Source organism: Streptomyces sp. W16, from assembly GCF_033194735.1.
Taxonomy (GTDB): Bacteria; Actinomycetota; Actinomycetes; order Streptomycetales; family Streptomycetaceae; genus Streptomyces.
Window position 1 is genome coordinate 1 of record NZ_JAWOAI010000202.1, and the last position, 16,376, is coordinate 16,376.

At 70.6% G+C, this 16,376-nt stretch carries 18 protein-coding genes and 1 tRNA gene; 3 read left to right on the forward strand and 16 right to left on the reverse strand.

The window, feature by feature from the left end:
* The 6 genes from R6V09_RS25660 to R6V09_RS25685 form a co-directional block, all read right to left on the reverse strand.
* On the reverse strand, positions 1-763 hold a 763-nt coding region (locus R6V09_RS25660; RefSeq protein ID WP_317883780.1), incomplete at its 3' end, for a Wzz/FepE/Etk N-terminal domain-containing protein.
* A complete protein-coding gene (locus R6V09_RS25665; protein WP_317883781.1) occupies positions 760-2,025 on the reverse strand; it encodes a glycosyltransferase family 4 protein in 1,266 nt (421 codons plus the stop codon). The genes R6V09_RS25665 and R6V09_RS25660, both read right to left, overlap by 4 nt.
* On the reverse strand, positions 2,015-3,331 hold the full coding sequence (locus tag R6V09_RS25670) for a nucleotide sugar dehydrogenase (protein ID WP_317883782.1): 1,317 nt from the start codon (positions 3,329-3,331) through the stop codon (positions 2,015-2,017). The genes R6V09_RS25665 and R6V09_RS25670 overlap by 11 nt, the downstream gene beginning before the upstream one ends.
* Before the next feature lie 70 nt (positions 3,332-3,401).
* Complete coding sequence (locus tag R6V09_RS25675) at positions 3,402-4,901, reverse strand: sugar transferase (protein ID WP_317883795.1); 1,500 nt, start codon at positions 4,899-4,901, stop codon at positions 3,402-3,404.
* Between the two features lie 736 nt (positions 4,902-5,637).
* Positions 5,638-6,600 carry an ornithine cyclodeaminase family protein gene (locus R6V09_RS25680; protein WP_317883783.1) on the reverse strand — a complete coding sequence of 321 codons (963 nt, stop codon included), beginning with the start codon at positions 6,598-6,600 and terminating at the stop codon, positions 5,638-5,640.
* The gene (locus tag R6V09_RS25685) at positions 6,597-6,731 is read right to left on the reverse strand and encodes a proline racemase family protein (protein ID WP_442810134.1); all 135 of its coding nucleotides are present in this window, start codon (positions 6,729-6,731) and stop codon (positions 6,597-6,599) included. The genes R6V09_RS25680 and R6V09_RS25685 overlap by 4 nt, the downstream gene beginning before the upstream one ends.
* Between R6V09_RS25685 and R6V09_RS25690 the strand changes: the two genes are divergently transcribed.
* Positions 6,673-7,314, forward strand: coding sequence for a LysR substrate-binding domain-containing protein (locus R6V09_RS25690; RefSeq protein WP_317883784.1), 642 nt, complete (start codon positions 6,673-6,675; stop codon positions 7,312-7,314). The two genes, R6V09_RS25685 and R6V09_RS25690, sit on opposite strands and share 59 nt — an antisense overlap.
* 117 nt (positions 7,315-7,431) lie before the next feature.
* Here R6V09_RS25690 and R6V09_RS25695 read toward each other — a convergent pair.
* Positions 7,432-7,508: transfer RNA gene (locus R6V09_RS25695), tRNA-Pro, on the reverse strand.
* A gap of 159 nt (positions 7,509-7,667) precedes the next feature.
* On the opposite strand from R6V09_RS25695, the gene R6V09_RS25700 reads away from it, so the two are divergent.
* Positions 7,668-8,375: a transketolase gene (locus R6V09_RS25700; protein WP_317883785.1), complete on the forward strand. Its 708-nt coding sequence runs from the start codon at positions 7,668-7,670 to the stop codon at positions 8,373-8,375.
* Positions 8,376-8,428: 53 nt separating this feature from the next.
* A complete protein-coding gene (locus R6V09_RS25705) occupies positions 8,429-9,349 on the forward strand; it encodes a transketolase family protein (protein ID WP_317883786.1) in 921 nt (306 codons plus the stop codon).
* Between the two features lie 31 nt (positions 9,350-9,380).
* Here R6V09_RS25705 and R6V09_RS25710 read toward each other — a convergent pair whose 3' ends face one another.
* The 9 genes from R6V09_RS25710 to R6V09_RS25750 all read right to left on the reverse strand — a co-directional run.
* Entirely contained in the window at positions 9,381-9,740 is a 360-nt protein-coding gene (locus R6V09_RS25710) for an MmcQ/YjbR family DNA-binding protein (RefSeq protein WP_317883787.1), read from the reverse strand.
* Positions 9,741-9,857: 117 nt separating this feature from the next.
* Positions 9,858-10,406 (reverse strand): GNAT family N-acetyltransferase, encoded by a 549-nt coding sequence (locus R6V09_RS25715; RefSeq protein ID WP_317883788.1) that lies wholly within the window; start codon positions 10,404-10,406, stop codon positions 9,858-9,860.
* Entirely contained in the window at positions 10,403-10,993 is a 591-nt protein-coding gene (locus tag R6V09_RS25720) for a helix-turn-helix domain-containing protein (RefSeq protein WP_317883789.1), read from the reverse strand. Before R6V09_RS25720 ends, R6V09_RS25715 begins: the two co-directional genes overlap by 4 nt.
* 35 nt (positions 10,994-11,028) lie before the next feature.
* Positions 11,029-11,931 (reverse strand): LysR family transcriptional regulator, encoded by a 903-nt coding sequence (locus R6V09_RS25725; protein ID WP_317883790.1) that lies wholly within the window; start codon positions 11,929-11,931, stop codon positions 11,029-11,031.
* A gap of 64 nt (positions 11,932-11,995) precedes the next feature.
* Positions 11,996-13,189 carry a glycine C-acetyltransferase gene (locus R6V09_RS25730; protein ID WP_317883796.1) on the reverse strand — a complete coding sequence of 398 codons (1,194 nt, stop codon included), beginning with the start codon at positions 13,187-13,189 and terminating at the stop codon, positions 11,996-11,998.
* A 14-nt stretch (positions 13,190-13,203) separates the two neighbouring features.
* Positions 13,204-14,232 carry an L-threonine 3-dehydrogenase gene (tdh, locus tag R6V09_RS25735; protein ID WP_317883791.1) on the reverse strand — a complete coding sequence of 343 codons (1,029 nt, stop codon included), beginning with the start codon at positions 14,230-14,232 and terminating at the stop codon, positions 13,204-13,206.
* 165 nt (positions 14,233-14,397) lie between these two features.
* Positions 14,398-14,772 (reverse strand): YybH family protein, encoded by a 375-nt coding sequence (locus R6V09_RS25740; protein ID WP_317883792.1) that lies wholly within the window; start codon positions 14,770-14,772, stop codon positions 14,398-14,400.
* Between the two features lie 15 nt (positions 14,773-14,787).
* Positions 14,788-15,501: an SDR family NAD(P)-dependent oxidoreductase gene (locus R6V09_RS25745; RefSeq protein ID WP_317883793.1), complete on the reverse strand. Its 714-nt coding sequence runs from the start codon at positions 15,499-15,501 to the stop codon at positions 14,788-14,790.
* Positions 15,502-15,674: 173 nt separating this feature from the next.
* Positions 15,675-16,376: LysR family transcriptional regulator (locus R6V09_RS25750; protein ID WP_317883794.1), on the reverse strand; the 702-nt coding region annotated here is incomplete at its 5' end.

A 16,376-nucleotide genomic window follows, 5' to 3' on the forward strand; every position in this document is an offset into this window, starting at 1 on the left:
GGCTCACCCGTGCGGCGGCCAGATGGCCGGCGACCGCGAGCAGGAGGAACAGCAGCGCACCGGCGGCGATGAGCTGCGTCCTCGTCGGCGCTGCCGCGCCGGTCGGCCGGGGTGCCGGACCCATGACGACCATGCTGGCCTTGGCGGTCGCCGGGTTGGCCTCCTCCAGCTTCTTCATCGCGTCCTGCAGCCCGGTGCGCAGACCCTCCAGCTCGGTGCGGGCCTGTACGCCCTCCACTGTCTGCCCCGGATCCGCCGAGTTGGCCAGGTCCGTGATACGGCGGTTGGTCTCGGCCACCTGCTTCCGCAGTGCCTCTGTCGCCGTGTCCGCCGCGGGGTCGGTGCTGCCGCCCGCGATGCGGGTGGCGAAGGTGACGAACTGCTGGGCCAGCTGGTCGGAGAGCCGCTGGGCGCGCTCCGGGGTGTCGGCCGTACCGGAGACCTTGATGATGTTGCCGTCGTCCGCCTTGGCACTCACGTCTTTCTGCAGCTCGGTGCCGTCGACGCCCGGCCACTTGAGCGCGGCGGCGGCACGGTCGACCACCGCCGAACTGGTGGCGATGTCCACCTGGGTGAGCAGTTCGCGCTCTTCCCACTGTCCCGGCAGCAGTACCGATGCCTCTGCCGTGTAGCGCGGCGGAAGCAGCAGCACCGAGGTGCCGTAGCCGAAGAGCGCGCCCACTACGGCGAGGACGGCCAGAAGCCGCCACCGCCGACGGAGAATCCGTCCGATCGTGACCAGGCGGATCGTGTCCTCATTCAATGGTGCGGCCTCTTCCCCGTACGGACCGGCCTGCCCGTCGGCACCGGGGCTTGGTCCCGGATGGCGGCGGCGTAGGCGGCGAGCAGTGACGCTTGCGAGTTCTCCCAGGACAGCGGCCCGCTGATCCGCTCCTGGCCGGTCTTGCCCATCCGGGCCCGCTTCTCCGGATCGTCGAGGAGCAGCGCGATGAGCTTGGCGAACTGGGCCTCGTCGTTGGCGGGCGCGTAGACGGCGGCGTCACCGGCGGAGACGCGCGCCTCCCGGAGGTCGAACGAGACGATCGGCCGTCCCATCGCCATGTACTCCAGGACCTTGTTCATGGTCGACACGTCGTTGAGCGGATTGTGCGGGTCGGGGGAAAGGCACACGTCGGCGGTGCACAGGTAGCGCACCAGGTCGGCGTCCGGGATGCGTCCGGTGAACTGCACCTGGTCGGAGAGGCCGAGCTGCCCGGACAGTTCCACCATCGCGTCGAAGGCGTCGCCGGCCCCGACGAACACGGCGTGCCAGTCGGTCCGGCCGACCTCGTCGCGCAGTTTCGCCAGGGCCCGCAGGGCGTAGTCGACGCCGTCCTGGGGGCCCATGACGCCGAGGTAGCACAGCAGATGGGGCTTGCCGCGCTTCAACTCCGGCTCCGGCGGCACCGGTTGGAACCGGTCGGTCGCGGGCGCGCTGCGCACCACGAAGACGTCCTCGGGCCGCCGGCCACCGCGGGTCAGCGCGACGTCCTTGTAGCTCTCGTTGGTGGCGAGCACGATGTCCGCGGCCCGGTAGGTCCGCCGCTCCAGCGCGCACACGGCGCGGTAGAGGAGGTCCTCGCCGCGGTCGAACCGGGAGAGGTACAGCTCGGGCACCAGGTCGTGCTGGTCGAAGACGAACCGCGCGCCGCGCCGCTTCATCCACAGTGCCGGCAGGAAGAGCAGGTCGGGCGGGTTGCAGGCGTGGACCACGTCGACCGGGCCGACCTTGCGGGCCAGCCGGACCGTGTGCCAGAGCGCCGATCCGTACTCCCGCAGGTAGCCGGCCGGCCCTCCGGTGGCCGCGCGCAACGGGTAGCGGTGGATCCGCACCCCGTCGATCACCGCCTCCGGTTCCGTGTCCCGCTTCTCCCCCCGGGGGCAGATGACGTGCACCTCCCAGCCGGCGTCGCGCAGCGTGGTGCACTCCTGCCACACCCGCCGGTCGAAGGGGACCGACAGGTTCTCCACCAGGATCAGCGCGCGACGGTTCGTCCCGTCGCCGTTGGTCTCGTTACCAGGCAAGGCCTATGTACCCCGGTTCGGTCCGGCGCGTCTCGGCGTCGGGAAGGCGGATGAGGTCGATGATCGCCGGTTCGCCCGTGTGGGGCAGCGCCGACAGTACGGTCGCGTCCTTGGTGCCCACCAGGCACACCTCGGCGTGCTCCAGCACCTCGTCGACGGAGTCGGCGAGGAGCTGCGCGAGGTGCGGCAGCCGGCTCTCGATGTACTCGCGGTTCGCGCCGAGCAGCCGGGAGAGGCTCACGTTGGCGTCGTAGATCTTGAGGTCGTAGCCCTTGCCGAAGAGCCGTTCCGCCAGTTCGACGAGCGGGCTCTCGCGGAGGTCGTCGGTGCCGGGTTTGAAGGAGAGCCCGAACAGGCCCACCTTGCGCTTGCCGGTGCGCTCGACCAGGTCCACCGCGCGCTGCAGATGGTCGGAGTTGGAGGCCAGCACGTGGGAGAGGATGGGCACCGAGACGTCGGCCCGCTGCGCCGCGAAGACCAGGCTGCGCAGGTCCTTGGGCAGGCAGGAGCCGCCGAAGGCGAAGCCGGGCCGCAGGTAGGCGGGGCTGATGTTCAGCTTGCGGTCGGCGAGGAACACGTCCATCACCTGGTGCGAGTCCACCCCGAGGGCCTGGCATACGGCGCCCAGCTCGTTCGCGAAGCCGATCTTGAGGCCGTGGAACGCGTTGTCCGCGTACTTGATGGCCTCGGCGGTCGGGATCGGCACCCGGAACACCTCGCCGGGCAGGCCGTCGTACAGCGCCGCCACCGCGTCGCCGCTCGCCGGGTCGAGTTCGCCGATGACGGTCTTGGGCGGGTCGAAGAAGTCCTTCACGCTGGTGCCCTCGCGCAGGAACTCCGGGTTGACCGCGACCCCGATGTCCACCCCGGCCGTGCCGCCGACGTGCTTCTCCAGGATCGGCACCAGCAGGTTCAGGCAGGTGCCCGGGAGCATGGTGCTGCGGAACACGACGGTCTGCCGTCCGCCCCGCTCGGCGAGCGCGGCGCCGATCTCCTCGGTGACCCGCTCCAAGTAGGTCGTGCACAGGCTGCCGTTGGGCTCCGACGGGGTGCCCACGCAGATCAGCGACACCTCGCTGCCCGCGATCGCCTCGCGGACGTCGTCGGTGGCGCGCAGCGCTCCGGTCCGCACGACCTCGGCGATGAGCTCGCCGATCCGTTCCTCCACCACCGGGGCCTTGCCGTCGTTGACCAGGTCGACCTTCACCTGGTTGACGTCCACCCCGATGACCTCGTGCCCCATGCTGGCCAGGCACGCGGCCGACACACAGCCCACGTAGCCGAGCCCGAAAACGCTGACTCTCATGACCGGTCTCTCCCCCCAGGCAGGCCCCTGTGGCCTGCGGTCCGCGCGCCGGTCGGACGACCCCCGCGCATCAGTAGGCCCCCTGCCCGTGGATCACGGCACGCAAGGTCTTCCACAAGATCACTGTGTCGAGGGCGAGCGACCAGTCCTCCACGTATCGCAGGTCGAGGCGGACGGCCTCCTCCCACGGCAGGTCGCTGCGTCCGCTGATCTGCCACAGGCCGGTGAGCCCCGGCTTGACCAGCAGCCGTCTTCGGATGTCCGGGTCGTACGCAGCGCACTCCTCCGGCAGCGGAGGCCGGGGGCCGACGAGCGACATGGATCCGGTGAGCACATTGAAGAGCTGCGGGAGTTCGTCGATCGAGTAGCGGCGCAGCACCCCTCCCACCCGGGTCACCCGCGGATCCCGGCGGAGCTTGAACAGCAGGCCCGCGCCCTCGTTGCGGTCGGCCAGCTCCGCGCGTGCCTTGTGGGCATCGACGACCATGCTGCGGAACTTGAGCATGGTGAACTCCCGGCCGTCCTTGCCGACCCTGCGCTGGCGGTAGAACACCCCGCCCCGGCTGTCCGTCAGCACGAACAGCGCGACGAGGATCATCAGCGGCGCGAACGCGAGCAGCAGGATCGCCGCGCCCATCCGGTCGACGACCCCCTTGATCGCCCGGCGGCCTCCGGTGAAGGTCGGCATGCTGACCCGCAGCAGCGGTATCCCGAGCACCGCGTCGACGTGCAGCCGCGGGCCGGCCACCTCCATCAGTACGGGGGCGACGATCATCTCGGCGTCGCTGCCTTCGAGGTTCCAGGCCAGCCGCTGCAGCCGGTCCGGAGACCAGTGCGGGTCCGGTGTGACGGCGACGACCCGGTAGCCGTCGTGGCGGACGTGCTTGGCGACGTCCTCCAGCAGGCCTATGACGGGCACTCCGTCCAACTGGTCGCCGTCCAGGCCGCCTTGGTCGCCGTCGAGCCCGCGGCCGTCCGTCGTGCACACGGCCTCCACCCGCCAGCCGAGGTGCGGGAGCTTGCGCGTCCGGTTGATCAGGTCGCGCACGGTGGCCGGGCTCCCGGCGGCGAGCACCGGTCTCAGGCATCGTCCGTCGTTGCGCTGTTTGTGCAGCCAGAGGCGGAGCAGATACCGCTCGGTCATGGTGACAATCGCGATCGCGGGGATCGCGACGAAGATCCAGAGCTTGATGTTGCGCGAGGTCAGAGCGATCCCGCCGAGCGCCAGGACGACGGTCGCCGTGAACAGCGAACGTCCCAACCGCCGGAATTCCTCGGCGCCTTGACCGAGCACTGCCGGAGACCACGAACGGCTCACCGCCAGCGCGCCCAGCACCAGCACCTGGGTGCCGAAGGCGAGGATTCCCCACTTCTCATGCCAGTTGGCCGCGTCCCGGGCCCCGAAGAAGTCTCCGATGGCCGCCACCACGGAAGCGGTGGCCACGGTGTCGCTGATGATCACGGTACGTCTGTACCGCTGTTCCCAATCGATCGCGAGCTGGCCGATCGCCCCGTTCGCCAGACGCCCGCGCGCCGACGGAAAAGGCCCGACTATTCCCCCCTGCCGCACAGAACCCCCCAAGGTCCCCAGTGTTTTGACGTGGTCGCCGCGCACTGTTACGCCCCTACGGGAGGCCCCCGCCCCCCGCACTGCAGATCCCCCACGGAAGCTCCCGCTCCGCTGTTCCCCCTCGGGAAGCCCGCGCCCCCGGCGCATGACGTCCCGGTCGTGTCAGAACTTCGCGAACAACCCACCCTGGCGACACCGGTCTCGAACGTCCCGCCAGTCCCTCGTAGCGCACGGGAACCCGTCGCAACCTCGGATGCCCTCCACGCCCCAAGCCCCCCTCGGGCTAACAGAATTGATCACCCCCACGTCCGGCGCGAGAGACACAATTGCTGGCCATCCGCATCGCCGGACCCATAGATCATCTTTTGTCGCTTGGTGTCACACCGTGCGAAGCAAGGTCAATCTAGACCATCTGTGCTCGCATGGAGAGAGGTCTGTGTGGAATTTGTGCACAACATTTGACGCCGAGTCGATAGATCTGCGACTGCCCGCAGGTGCATCGGGGACGGAAGGCATGCCTTGCGCCCGGTGGTGGCGGGAGTACTCCAGGACCGTTGGCACTGGCAACCCCAGGCGTCCGGCGCTGATCGACCGCACCGGGAAGGGGACTTCACGGCTCCGGATGCGGCCGAGGCTGGCGGCGCGAACCCCTTGGCGGACGTAGTCGGCAATTGGCGAGAAAACGACGGTCACGGTAGGGGTGGCCGCGGTGCGACCGACGACCGGGGGGTCCGGCCTAGCCGGATGACGCGCCGCGCTGGTGCTGTTCGATGAGTTCTTCGGCCACGACCAGGTCCTGCCAGGACATTCCCACGCTCTTCAAGACCACGGTGCGGTCCGGGGGAAGCGTGCGCGTGCCCCGGACGACGTCCGCCATCGGGATCAGCTCGTCGGCATGGAGGTGACCCTCGCGGATCGCCAGGACGACATCCCCGGCCTCGCGCAACGCCGTGCGCACGTCTTCGACCACGACATGTGCACGGGCCATCAACGGGCCGTCCAGTTCACGCACATCGGGCTCATGGGATCCGACGGCGATCACGACCGTACCGTCCGTCAGATGCGCGGAGTCGAACAGCGGGGTACGGGCGCTGGTGGCGCAGACCACCACCTGCGCCCGCCCGAGCCGCGCCGTCACGTCCGGTGAGTCCGCGGAGACGACGGTGGCGTGGGGTGGCAGCTGCTCGCGGGCCCGGTCGGGGTGGCGGACCACGTAGGTGACGTCGGCCAGTTGGACCGAGTCGACGGCCTGGACCGCCTCCACGTGACCGACCGCCTGGGGGCCCGCGCCGAAGACCACCAGCTCGATCGGCCGGGTGAACCGGGTGAACAGCGGAGCGGTCGCCGCGACGGAGACGGCCGGCGTTCGGAGGTTCGTCACCGCGATCCCGTCCATGATCGCCCGCAGTTCGAGCGTCCCGGCGCCGAACAGGAGGTAGGCGCCCTGGATTCGGGGCAGTCCGCGGCTCGGATTTCCCGCGGCGAGCGTCACCGTCTTCAGGCCCACGGCGGATGTCCCCGCCGACGGCATGAGCAGCAACTGGCCGCCGGTCACTTCGAGTACGGACCGTTCCAGGTCTTCGCCCGGCTCCAGTCCCGCCCGGAGCGCACGGGTCAGGGCCGCTGCCGCCCGGTCCCGGCTCAGTGCCCGCTCGACGTCGTCGGCCGAGAGGATCGGAAGGTGCTTGAGAGATGTCATCGCAGCACGAACCCTGCCGCGAGAGGATCCCTGGGATCAACGGTGAACCGACTCGAACCGCAGCGATAGGCCATGCCGGTCACGCTCGGAACGACGGCCTCGGTTCCGTCGTCCGCCGTGGTCTCGGCCACGGTCGAGCTGGCACACGCCGATCCCGACGTCGCTCTCTCCGGTCTGCAGGTCAGGGAGTTCGACCTGGTGGTCGACGAGGTGTTCGCCGGCCAGCCGCTCGTCCGGTCGACCGCTGTGGAACAGGCCGTCCTGCACCGCGACCCGCTGCGGCTCGCGCTTCCGCCGGCCGGCGCGGACCCGACAGGCGTCGAGCGGGTCTCGGACCTGGCGGGTGCCGACTGGGTGATGGAGCCGGCGGGCAGCGCGGCACGGGAGTGGTCCGAGCGAATCTGCCACGCCGCCGGATTCGGGCCGAACGTACGATTCGAATCCCCCGACATGCTCGTGCACGAACGACTCGTCCGGGGCGGACACGCCGTCGCGTTCCTGCCCGACCTGTTCTGGGTCGACACGGTGCCCACCGTCCGCCTGCGCGAGCTCCCGGAGGACGGCTACCGCGACATCATCTGCAGTGTCCGCGCCGGAACATCCGACAACCCTTCGATGAAGGCCACCTCGAAGGCACTGCACGCGGCGTGCGCGGTGGCCGAGAACACCATCACGGCCAATCTCGCGGCGCAGCCCCGCTCCGGGCCCACCTGACAACAGCCGGAATCGGGCAGGGCTCATGAGCACAACGTCGAGAACCACCAGCCCTGCAGGAACGCGAAAAGCCGCCCTCCCAAAAATGAGAGAACGGCCTCCGACCCGCTGCAAAGCTGGTCGGGACGACAGGATTTGAACCTGCGACCCCTTGACCCCCAGTCAAGTGCGCTACCAAGCTGCGCCACGTCCCGTTGCCCATCTGACCTGGGGTTTCCCCTGGTCGAACGTGCATGGAAACAATACCGCACTCGCGTCGGTGATCGCGCACGCCTTTATCGGGGGCCGACGTCCGGCCGACTCCCCTTGCGACGCTTGACCTGAAGTTTGGTTGAGGTTGCACGATCGTCCGCATGACCATCACCACGGAACACAGCCGCCCGTACACGCACGGCGACCTGCACCGGCTCATGGGCCTGATGACCGGCGACGAGAAGCACGGTCCGGCGGCGACCTCGACGCTGGACGTGCTGTGGGTGCTCTACGACCGGGTGCTGCGGGTCGGCCCGGAACGCATGGGCGACCCGGAACGGGACCGGTTCCTGCTCTCCAAGGGGCACGGGCCGATGGCGTACTACGCCGTACTGGCCGCCAAGGGATTCGTCCCGGTGGAATGGCTCCAGGGCTTCGGCTCGTACGACTCCCCGCTCGGGCACCACCCCGACCGGGTGCTGGTGCCGGGCGCCGAGATCGGCAGCGGGTCGCTGGGGCACGGGCTGCCGATCGCCGTCGGGACGGCACTGGGACTGCGCGCCCAGGGGCGCGCCGAACCCCGGGTCTGGGTGCTGGTCGGGGACGCCGAGCTGGACGAGGGCAGCAACCACGAGGCCATCGCCTTCGCCGGGCCCGCCGGGCTGGACCGGCTGCACACCGTCGTCGTGGACAACTCCTCCGCCAGTCACGCCCGGCCCGGTGGCATCGCCGCCCGCTTCGAGGCCGCGGGCTGGTCCACGGTGACGGCCGACGGCCGCGATCACGAAGCGCTGTACGCCGCCTTCACCGCGCCGCATCCCGGCCGACCCCATGTGGTCGTGGCCCGAGTGGAACCGAAGTCCGCCTGATCACCCGCCCTCGCCAATTCACGTCACTACCTTTCGAGAAGGGCTTTCTCTCCATGGACACCATGCGTGACCGTTTCACCCCGGTCGTCTCCCGGCTTCTCGACGAGGACCCACGCGTCGCGGTCGTCCTCGCCGAGATCGGCGCGGCCGACCTCGCCGAGGCACAACTCCGCCACCCGGACCGGGTGATCAACGTCGGCATCCGCGAGCAGCTCCTCGTCGGGGCGGGCGCGGGACTCGCGCTGACCGGGATGCGCCCCGTCCTGCACACCTTCGCGAGTTTCCTCGTCGAGCGGCCCTTCGAGCAGGTCAAGCTGGACCTCGGGCACCAGGGCGTCGGCGCGGTACTGGTGAGCGCGGCGGCCTCGTTCGACTGGCCCGCCGGCGGGCTGACGCACATGGCCCCGGGCGATGTGGCGCTCCTCGACACGCTCGACGGCTGGACCGTGCACGTGCCGGGCCACCCGGACGAGGCCGAAACCCTGCTGCGGCACGCGGTCGCCGCGGGCGACAACAAGGTGTACGTACGGCTGTCCGTCCAGTCGAACGCCGATGGTCTCCCGGTCGACGGCGAGCGCTTCCTCCGCGTCCGCGAGGGCCGCTCCGGTGTGGTCGTCGCGGTCGGGCCGATGCTCGACGCCGTACTCGACGCGACGGAGGGCCTCGACGTCACCGTCCTGTACGCCACAACCGTACGGCCCTTCGACGCGACCGCGCTGCGCCGCGCCACGCGGTCGGCCGGGACCGACGTCGTGCTCGTCGAGCCGTATCTCGCGGGCACCTCGACGGCCGCCGCGAACGACGCACTCGCCGACGTGCCCCACCGGGTACTGGGCCTGGGCGTGGCCCGCCCCGAACTGCGGCGCTACGGCACCGTCCCGGAACACCTGGCCGCCCACGGCCTGGACGCCCGGTCACTGCGCGAACGAATCGACGGTTTCGTCGGGGGCGGGCGAGCCAGTACGCGGGACTGAGACCCGCCGCCCAACTCCGCGCCGGGGCGGCTCAGTCGTCGGACAGGAGGCCCAACTCCGGGTAGGACTCCAGGAGTCGGGGCGGGGCCGCCTGGCGCCAGGAGTCGGCGAGGATGTCACGCAGTTCCTCCTCGCTGTCCAGCGCGGCGAGCCGGGCCCGGACCCAGGCGAAGCCAGCCTCGTGATCGGCGACCCAGAACTTCTCGGGCTCGGCCAGGACGAGTTCGTCGCGCTCCTCCTTGGGGCAGCGCACGGCGATGGAGGTCTCCTCCTCGGGCAGCGTGACGAACATCTTCCCGGCGACCCGGAACGTGGGCATGCTCCAGGCGATCTTCTCCGTCGTGTCCGGGAGGGAGAGGGCGATACGGCGTACGTCTTCGGCATCCGGCATGACACGCAACATAGCGGCCGGCACTGACAATCACCTGGTGGGAGGGCGTCCCCGGTTCGCAGGTGACACCGGCCCGCACCAAGCGCAGAGCACCAAGCCGTGTCTGTCGCGCAGTATCTATCCCGCAGGAACGCCGTCCACCCCCGCACCCGCCCCCACCCGCTTGTAGTAGAGCGTCGTCGGCCGCAGCACCCCGGCCGGGCTCGCCGCGTAGTCGGGGATGACGCCGGCCCGGGTCCAGCCGGCCGAGCCGTAGAGGCGTTCGGCAGTGCTGTCCGTCTCGGTGTCCAGGTGGAGGAGGGTGATGCCGGCCGCCACCGCCGCGTCCTCCGCGACGGTCAGGAGCCCGCGCCCGAGGCCGCGTCCGCGGGCGTCCCGGTGCACCATCAGCTTGACCAGTTCGGCGCGGTGGCGGCTGTTGGGCTTGTCGGCGAAGGCCAAGCTCACCGTGCCGACGACCCGGTCGCCGCTCAGCGCCGCCCACACGGCGAGCCGCCCGGCGCTCACTCCGTCGGCACGCTCCCGCCACCAGGCGACGGCCGCAGCCCGGTCGAGCGGCGCGAGGAATCCGACCGACGCCCCGTCGTGCACGGTGTCGGTCAGCAGGTCCGCCAACTCGTCGACCATGGCGAGCAGTTGGGGTGCGTCCAGCCGCTCCGTCCTCATGGCAGCACCACCGCGAGTACGTAGCGCACACTGTCCGGACCCGGGCAGCGGAACCGTGTCGGGCCCCACACCCGCAGCCGTAGACAGTCGCCGGTGTCGAGATGGTGCTCGACGTCCCGGGCCGTCACGTCGAGGGTGCCTTCCAGGACCCAGATGTGCTGTTCGAGGCCGGGGACGGGCGGCCGGTCGTAGGCGATGTCGGCGCCGGCCGCGAGCCGTCCCTCCACGAGTTCGCCGCGCAGGCCGGTGTGCGGGGGCGACACGGACCGTCGTACGAAACCGGAGGCGCGGTCCTCCCACACGGGCTGGTCGGCGGCGGGCATCAGCGGGGTGGGCTCGGCCTCCACCTCGCTGAGGAGTTGGGACATGGTCCGGCCGTAGACGCCGCACAGGCGGTTGAGGAGGGAGGCGGTGGGGCTGGTCTCGGCGCGTTCGGCGCGGGACAGGGTCGACCGGCTCACCCCGCTGCGCTCCGCCAACTCCCCCAGGGACCAGCCGTGTTGGGCCCGCAGCTCGGCCAGGCGGGTGCCGAGCCGGGCGTCCATGGGGTCCGGAGCCGGGACCGGGTCCACGTCTTCTTGTTTCATATTCGGGACGGTATCCCGTATATGAAACGGCGAGGTTACGTCCGGGCCGCTTCCGCCAGCGCGTCCAGCACCGGGCGGATCAGCGGGTGCTCCTCCGTGCCGCGTCGTACGGCCGCGAAGACCCGGCGGGTCGGCGCCACCCCGTCGACGGGCCGGACGACGACTCCCGTCAGGTCCATGCCGCGCAGGGCCGAGCGGGGGACGAGGGCGACGCCCGCGTCGGCCGAGGCGAGGGCGACCACGGCTCGGAAGTCGTCGGAGGAGTGCTCCAGGCGGGGCTGGAATCCGGCGTTCTCGCAGGCCAGGACGACCACCTCGTGGCAGGGGTTGCCGGGGTAGGGGCCGATCCACGGGTCCTTGGCCAGTTCTGCAAGGGGGATCTCGTCTGTGTCGGCGAGGCGGTGGGCGACCGGGACTACCGCGTCGAAGGGCTCGGCGTAGAGCGGGACATGGATCAGGCGCGGGTCGTCGGCGGGCGGGGCGCCGCGGTACTCGACGGCGACCGCGACATCCACCTGCCGGTCCAGCACCATCGGCAGACTGGCGTCGCCCTCGGCGTCCTGGACGCGGATCCGGATGCCGGGCGCCAGCCTCGCGAGGCGGGTCACGGCCGGTGCCACGACCTGTGCGATGCCGGTCGCGAAGGCGGCGACGGTGACCGTGCCGGCCTCGCCCGAGCTGTAGGCGGCGAGTTCCGCCTCGGCCCGTTCCAGCTGGGCCAGGACGACGTTGGTGTGGGCGAGCAGGATCTCGCCGGCCGGGGTCAGCCGTACGCCCTTGGCGCCGCGCTCGACCAGGCGGTGGCCGGTCTCCTGCTCCAGGGCGGCGAGCTGTTGGGAGACCGCCGAGGGGGTGAGGTACAGCGCGGCGGCTGCCGCCGTCACGGTGCGGTGGTCGGCCACCGCACGGAGGATATGGAGCCGCCGCGCTTCGATCATGGGACCGATTATCGCAATATGTCCGTGCCGGTCACCGCCACGGCCTGCCGAGCCCCAGGTCTGCTCAGCCCTCCAGCTCCGCGCGGGCCGCCACGAAGGCGTCCACCGCCCGGTTCACGTCGTCCGTCGAGTGCGCGGCGGAGAGCTGGACCCGGATGCGGGCCTTGCCCTGCGGGACGACCGGGTACGAGAAGCCGATCACGTACACGCCCCGCTCCAGCAGCAGTTCCGCCATCCGGCCCGCCACGGCCGCGTCGCCGATCATCACGGGCGCGATGGCGTGGTCGCCGGGGAGGATGTCGAAGCCCTCCTCGGTCATCCGGCGGCGGAACAGGGCGGTGTTCTCGGCGAGTTGGACGCGCAGGTCGTCCGCGGACTCCAGCAGGTCGAGCACCTTGAGCGAGGCCGCGGCGATCACCGGGGCGAGGGTGTTCGAGAAGAGGTACGGCCGTGAGCGCTGGCGCAGCAGCGCGACGATCTCGGCGCGGGCGGCGACGTAACCGCCGGAGGCGCCGCCGAGCGCCTTGCCGAGGGTGCCGGTGATGATGTCGACGCGGTCCATTACGCCGTGCAGTTCGGGGGTGCCCCGGCCGCCCGGGCCGACGAAGCCGACGGCGTGGGAGTCGTCGACCATGACCATCGCGTCGTAGCGGTCGGCGAGGTCGCAGATCTCGCGCAGCGGGGCGACGTAACCGTCCATGGAGAAGACGCCGTCGGTGACGATCAGCTTGCGTCGGGCGCCCGCGGCCTCCTTCAACTGCTGTTCCAGATCGGCCATGTCACGGTTCGCGTACCGGTAACGGCGGGCCTTGGAGAGGCGGATGCCGTCGATGATCGACGCGTGGTTCAGGGCGTCGGAGACGACCGCGTCCTCCGGGCCCAACAGGGTTTCGAAGACACCGCCGTTGGCGTCGAAGCAGGAGGAGTAGAGGATCGTGTCCTCCTGGCGGAGGAACGCGGAGAGGCGGGCCTCTAGTTCCTTGTGGACCTCCTGGGTTCCGCAGATGAAGCGCACTGAGGCCATGCCGTAGCCCCAGCGGTCGAGGGCCGCGTGGGCGGCGGCGACGACCTCGGGGTGGTCGGCGAGGCCCAGGTAGTTGTTGGCACAGAAGTTGAGGACCTCGCCGGGTCGGCCGCCAGCGGTGACCCGCACGGTCGCGGACTGAGGGGAGCCGATCACGCGCTCGGGCTTGTGCAGTCCGGCGGCGCGGATCTCGTCGAGGGTGGTGCGGAGGTCGTCGCGCACGGAGTCGAACATCATCAATTCCCTTGCTACAGAGTCCAGTCGAGGATGACCTTGCCGCCGCGCCCGCTCGCCGCGTCCGCGAACGCCGCCTCGAAGTCGCGGTGTCCGTACCGGCCGGTGATCACGGGCGCGAGGTCGAGGCCGCCTTCGAGCAGGACCGACATCGCGTACCAGGTCTCGAACATCTCACGGCCGTAGATGCCCTTGATGGTGAGCATCGAGGTGACGATGCGGGACCAGTCGACGGGGAACTCCTGGGCGGGCAGTCCCAGCATCGCGATCCGGCCGCCGTGGGTCATGTTGGCGATCATGTCGCGCATCGCCTCGGGGCGGCCGGACATCTCCAGGCCGATGTCGAAGCCCTCGCGCAGGCCCAACTCGCGTTGCCCGTCCGCGATCTGAGCGTCCGTCACGTTCAGGGCGAGGGTCACGCCGATCTTGCGGGCGAGGGCCAGGCGTTCCTCGCTGACATCGGTCACCATGATGTTCCGCGCGCCGGCGTGCCGGGCGACCGCCGCCGCCATCAGGCCGATCGGGCCGGCACCGGTGATCAGGACGTCCTCGCCGACGAGCGGGAACGACAGCGCGGTGTGCACGGCGTTGCCGAACGGGTCGAAGATCGCGGCCACATCGAGGTCGACGGGGACGCGGTGCACCCACACGTTGGCGGCGGGCAGCGCGACGTACTCCGCGAAGGCCCCGTCCCTGCCGACGCCGAGCCCGACCGTGGCCCGGCACAGGTGGCGGCGGCCGGCCAGGCAGTTGCGGCACTTGCCGCACACCAAGTGGCCCTCGCCGCTGACCAGTTCACCCACGGCCATGTCGGTGACGTCCCGGCCGGTCCCGACCACCTCACCGACGAACTCGTGCCCGAGCACGAGCGGCGTACGGATCGCCTGCTGCGCCCAGCCGTCCCAGGACCTGATGTGCAGGTCGGTGCCGCAGATCCCGGTGCGCAGCACCTTGATCAGTACGTCGCCGGGTCCGACGGCGGGCTCCGGCACGTCCACGAGCCACAGCCCGGGCTCCGCCTTCTCCTTGACCAGCGCCTTCAACGCAGCGGCTCCTGTGGGTGAGGTCCCGGGGCCGGGCTCGATCCGGGCATGCCGGACGAGCCCGTTCCGGGGGGAGGGGTGGATTGTGCTAGCAATCTGCCCTACCGGAGTGCCCGGGTCCATCGAGGTTTTCTTAAGCGGTGTCGCAGCTTTCCTTCACACCTGTCACCCGGCCGGCCGCGAGACCTGGTAATGGGCGATGTACCAGCCGTCCGCCAGCCGCCGCACCAGTACGGCGAGCTTGACGTCGACCGGCGGCCGGTCGGTGAACGTGAACTCCGTGTCCAGGTAACCGAGTACGAGGTCGTCGGCGTACCGCCGGGTCTCCAGGACGTCGTAGGCGGCCTTCATCCCGAGGGGCTGGGAGTCGTAGTACTCGGCGACACCCGGCCGGCCGACGCTGTAGGGGTGCAGCCCCTGGAAGATCGCGTCCTCGGTGAAGAGCCGGGCCACCTGTTCCGGCTCGTGGGCGTCTACGGCCGCTTTCCAGGGGTCCAGGACACCGCGCAGGACGAGTTCGTCGTCGTTCCCGCTGTTCATCTCCGTCGACCTTTCTCAGTGACCGGCGCTCATGCCGCCGTCGACATGGAGGATCTCGCCGGTGACGAAGGGAGCGTTCTCCAAGAAGACCACGGCGTCGACGATGTCGCTCACCTCTCCCATCCGGCCGACCGGGTGCAGGGCGGCGAGGCCCATGTGGGTCTCCTCCGGGTGCATCGGGGTCTTGATGGTGCCCGGCGACACAGCGTTGACGCGGATGCCCCGGGTGGCGTATTCGATGGCGAGGGACTTGGTGGCGGACTGCAGCCCGCCCTTGGTCAGCGAGGCCAGGGCGGAGGGCACGCGGGCGTCCGCGTTGTCGACCAGGCTGGTGGTGACGTTGACGATGTGGCCGCCGCCCTGGTTGAGCAGGTGCGGGATGACCAGCTGGGTGATCCGGACGAGTCCGGTCAGGTTGATGCCGATCACGCTCGCGTAGTCGTCGGCCGTGTAGTCGGTGAAGGGCTTGGCGACGAAGATGCCCGCGTTGTTGACCAGTGCGTCGATCCGGCCGAACCGCTCGATCGCGGCGGCCACGACCCGCTCGGCGGTGGCCGGGTCCGCGATGTCGCCCTGGACGGTCAGGATGTCCGCGTCGTCGGCGGGGGCGATGGTTCGCGAGGTGGCGACGACGGCGTAGCCGAGCTTGCGGTAGGCGTCGACGACGCCGGCTCCGATGCCCTGCGAGGCGCCGGTGACGATCGCGACCTTCTGGTTCCGAGTGCTCATGACGACCTTCTCCGAAGTAGTGGTGCTTGGCGAGTGGCTCCCGGCCGAGTTACTAGCCGACCGGTCGCCTATTCGAGAAGGTAGGCGACTTGGAGAGGTGAAAGCAAAGGTCAGACGGGGTTTTCCCAGGACCGGGATCCTCGCTGCTGGGAGGCTTGGCCTCCCAGTCCACGTCAGCGGTGCGGGTCGCCCGCCGGCAGCCAGGCGTCCGGGGCACGCAGCCCGAGGTCGCCGACGCCGTCGCACAGCGCGTCCACGGCGGCGAGGACCGCGGCACGTGTCTCGCCCTCGCGCCACACCAGCGACCAGGTCCAGTGGACCGCCGGCCCGACGACCTCGCGTCGTACGAGGTCGGGCGGCAGCGGAGTGGTCTGCCCCTTGGGCGAGTTGACGACCGGGCGACGGCTGCGGCGGACGTGGTCGAAGAAAGCGGGGCCGGTGATCCCGCCGTCGGAGATCGGCACGGCGTGCGCCCCGGTGTCGTGGGCCAGTTGCTCGGCGTAGACGTTCCAGGACGACCAGGACTGGGTGTCGTCGTCGAGGAGGACGGAGGTGTCCCGGGCGCGTACGTCACCGGTGTCGGTGCCCGTGGCCACCGCGTACAGCCGGTCCGCGCCGAGCAGACGGGCCCGCAGGGCGAGGCGTTTCAGGTCCTCGTCCCGTACCCAGCACACCGCGAGGTCCAGGCTGCCGTCCGCGACCCGGGCGGCCTGCGTGTGCGAGGGCGCGATCCAGGCGTCCACATGTAGCTGGGCCACACCTGCGGTGCGCGCGGTCAGGTCCGCGGGGAGCCAGTTGACGTAGCCGAGCCGGACCGCCTCCGAGCCCGCCAGCCGGCCGGCCCGGCGCCGGAGGTCGTCGGCGCGCTCCAGCAG

Excerpts from the sequence above, each read along its gene's own strand:
- R6V09_RS25715 (WP_317883788.1), bottom strand. The coding sequence starts at position 10,406 with ATGAGGACGGAGCGGCTGGACGCACCCCAACTGCTCGCCATGGTCGAC.
- R6V09_RS25690 (WP_317883784.1), top strand. The coding sequence starts at position 6,673 with ATGCCGGTCACGCTCGGAACGACGGCCTCGGTTCCGTCGTCCGCCGTG.
- R6V09_RS25670 (WP_317883782.1), bottom strand. The coding sequence starts at position 3,331 with ATGAGAGTCAGCGTTTTCGGGCTCGGCTACGTGGGCTGTGTGTCGGCC.
- R6V09_RS25710 (WP_317883787.1), bottom strand. The coding sequence starts at position 9,740 with ATGCCGGATGCCGAAGACGTACGCCGTATCGCCCTCTCCCTCCCGGAC.
- R6V09_RS25745 (WP_317883793.1), bottom strand. The coding sequence starts at position 15,501 with ATGAGCACTCGGAACCAGAAGGTCGCGATCGTCACCGGCGCCTCGCAG.
- R6V09_RS25720 (WP_317883789.1), bottom strand. The coding sequence starts at position 10,993 with ATGAAACAAGAAGACGTGGACCCGGTCCCGGCTCCGGACCCCATGGAC.
- R6V09_RS25730 (WP_317883796.1), bottom strand. The coding sequence starts at position 13,189 with ATGTTCGACTCCGTGCGCGACGACCTCCGCACCACCCTCGACGAGATC.
- R6V09_RS25680 (WP_317883783.1), bottom strand. The coding sequence starts at position 6,600 with ATGACATCTCTCAAGCACCTTCCGATCCTCTCGGCCGACGACGTCGAG.
- R6V09_RS25705 (WP_317883786.1), top strand. The coding sequence starts at position 8,429 with ATGGACACCATGCGTGACCGTTTCACCCCGGTCGTCTCCCGGCTTCTC.
- R6V09_RS25700 (WP_317883785.1), top strand. The coding sequence starts at position 7,668 with ATGACCATCACCACGGAACACAGCCGCCCGTACACGCACGGCGACCTG.
- R6V09_RS25740 (WP_317883792.1), bottom strand. The coding sequence starts at position 14,772 with ATGAACAGCGGGAACGACGACGAACTCGTCCTGCGCGGTGTCCTGGAC.
- R6V09_RS25725 (WP_317883790.1), bottom strand. The coding sequence starts at position 11,931 with ATGATCGAAGCGCGGCGGCTCCATATCCTCCGTGCGGTGGCCGACCAC.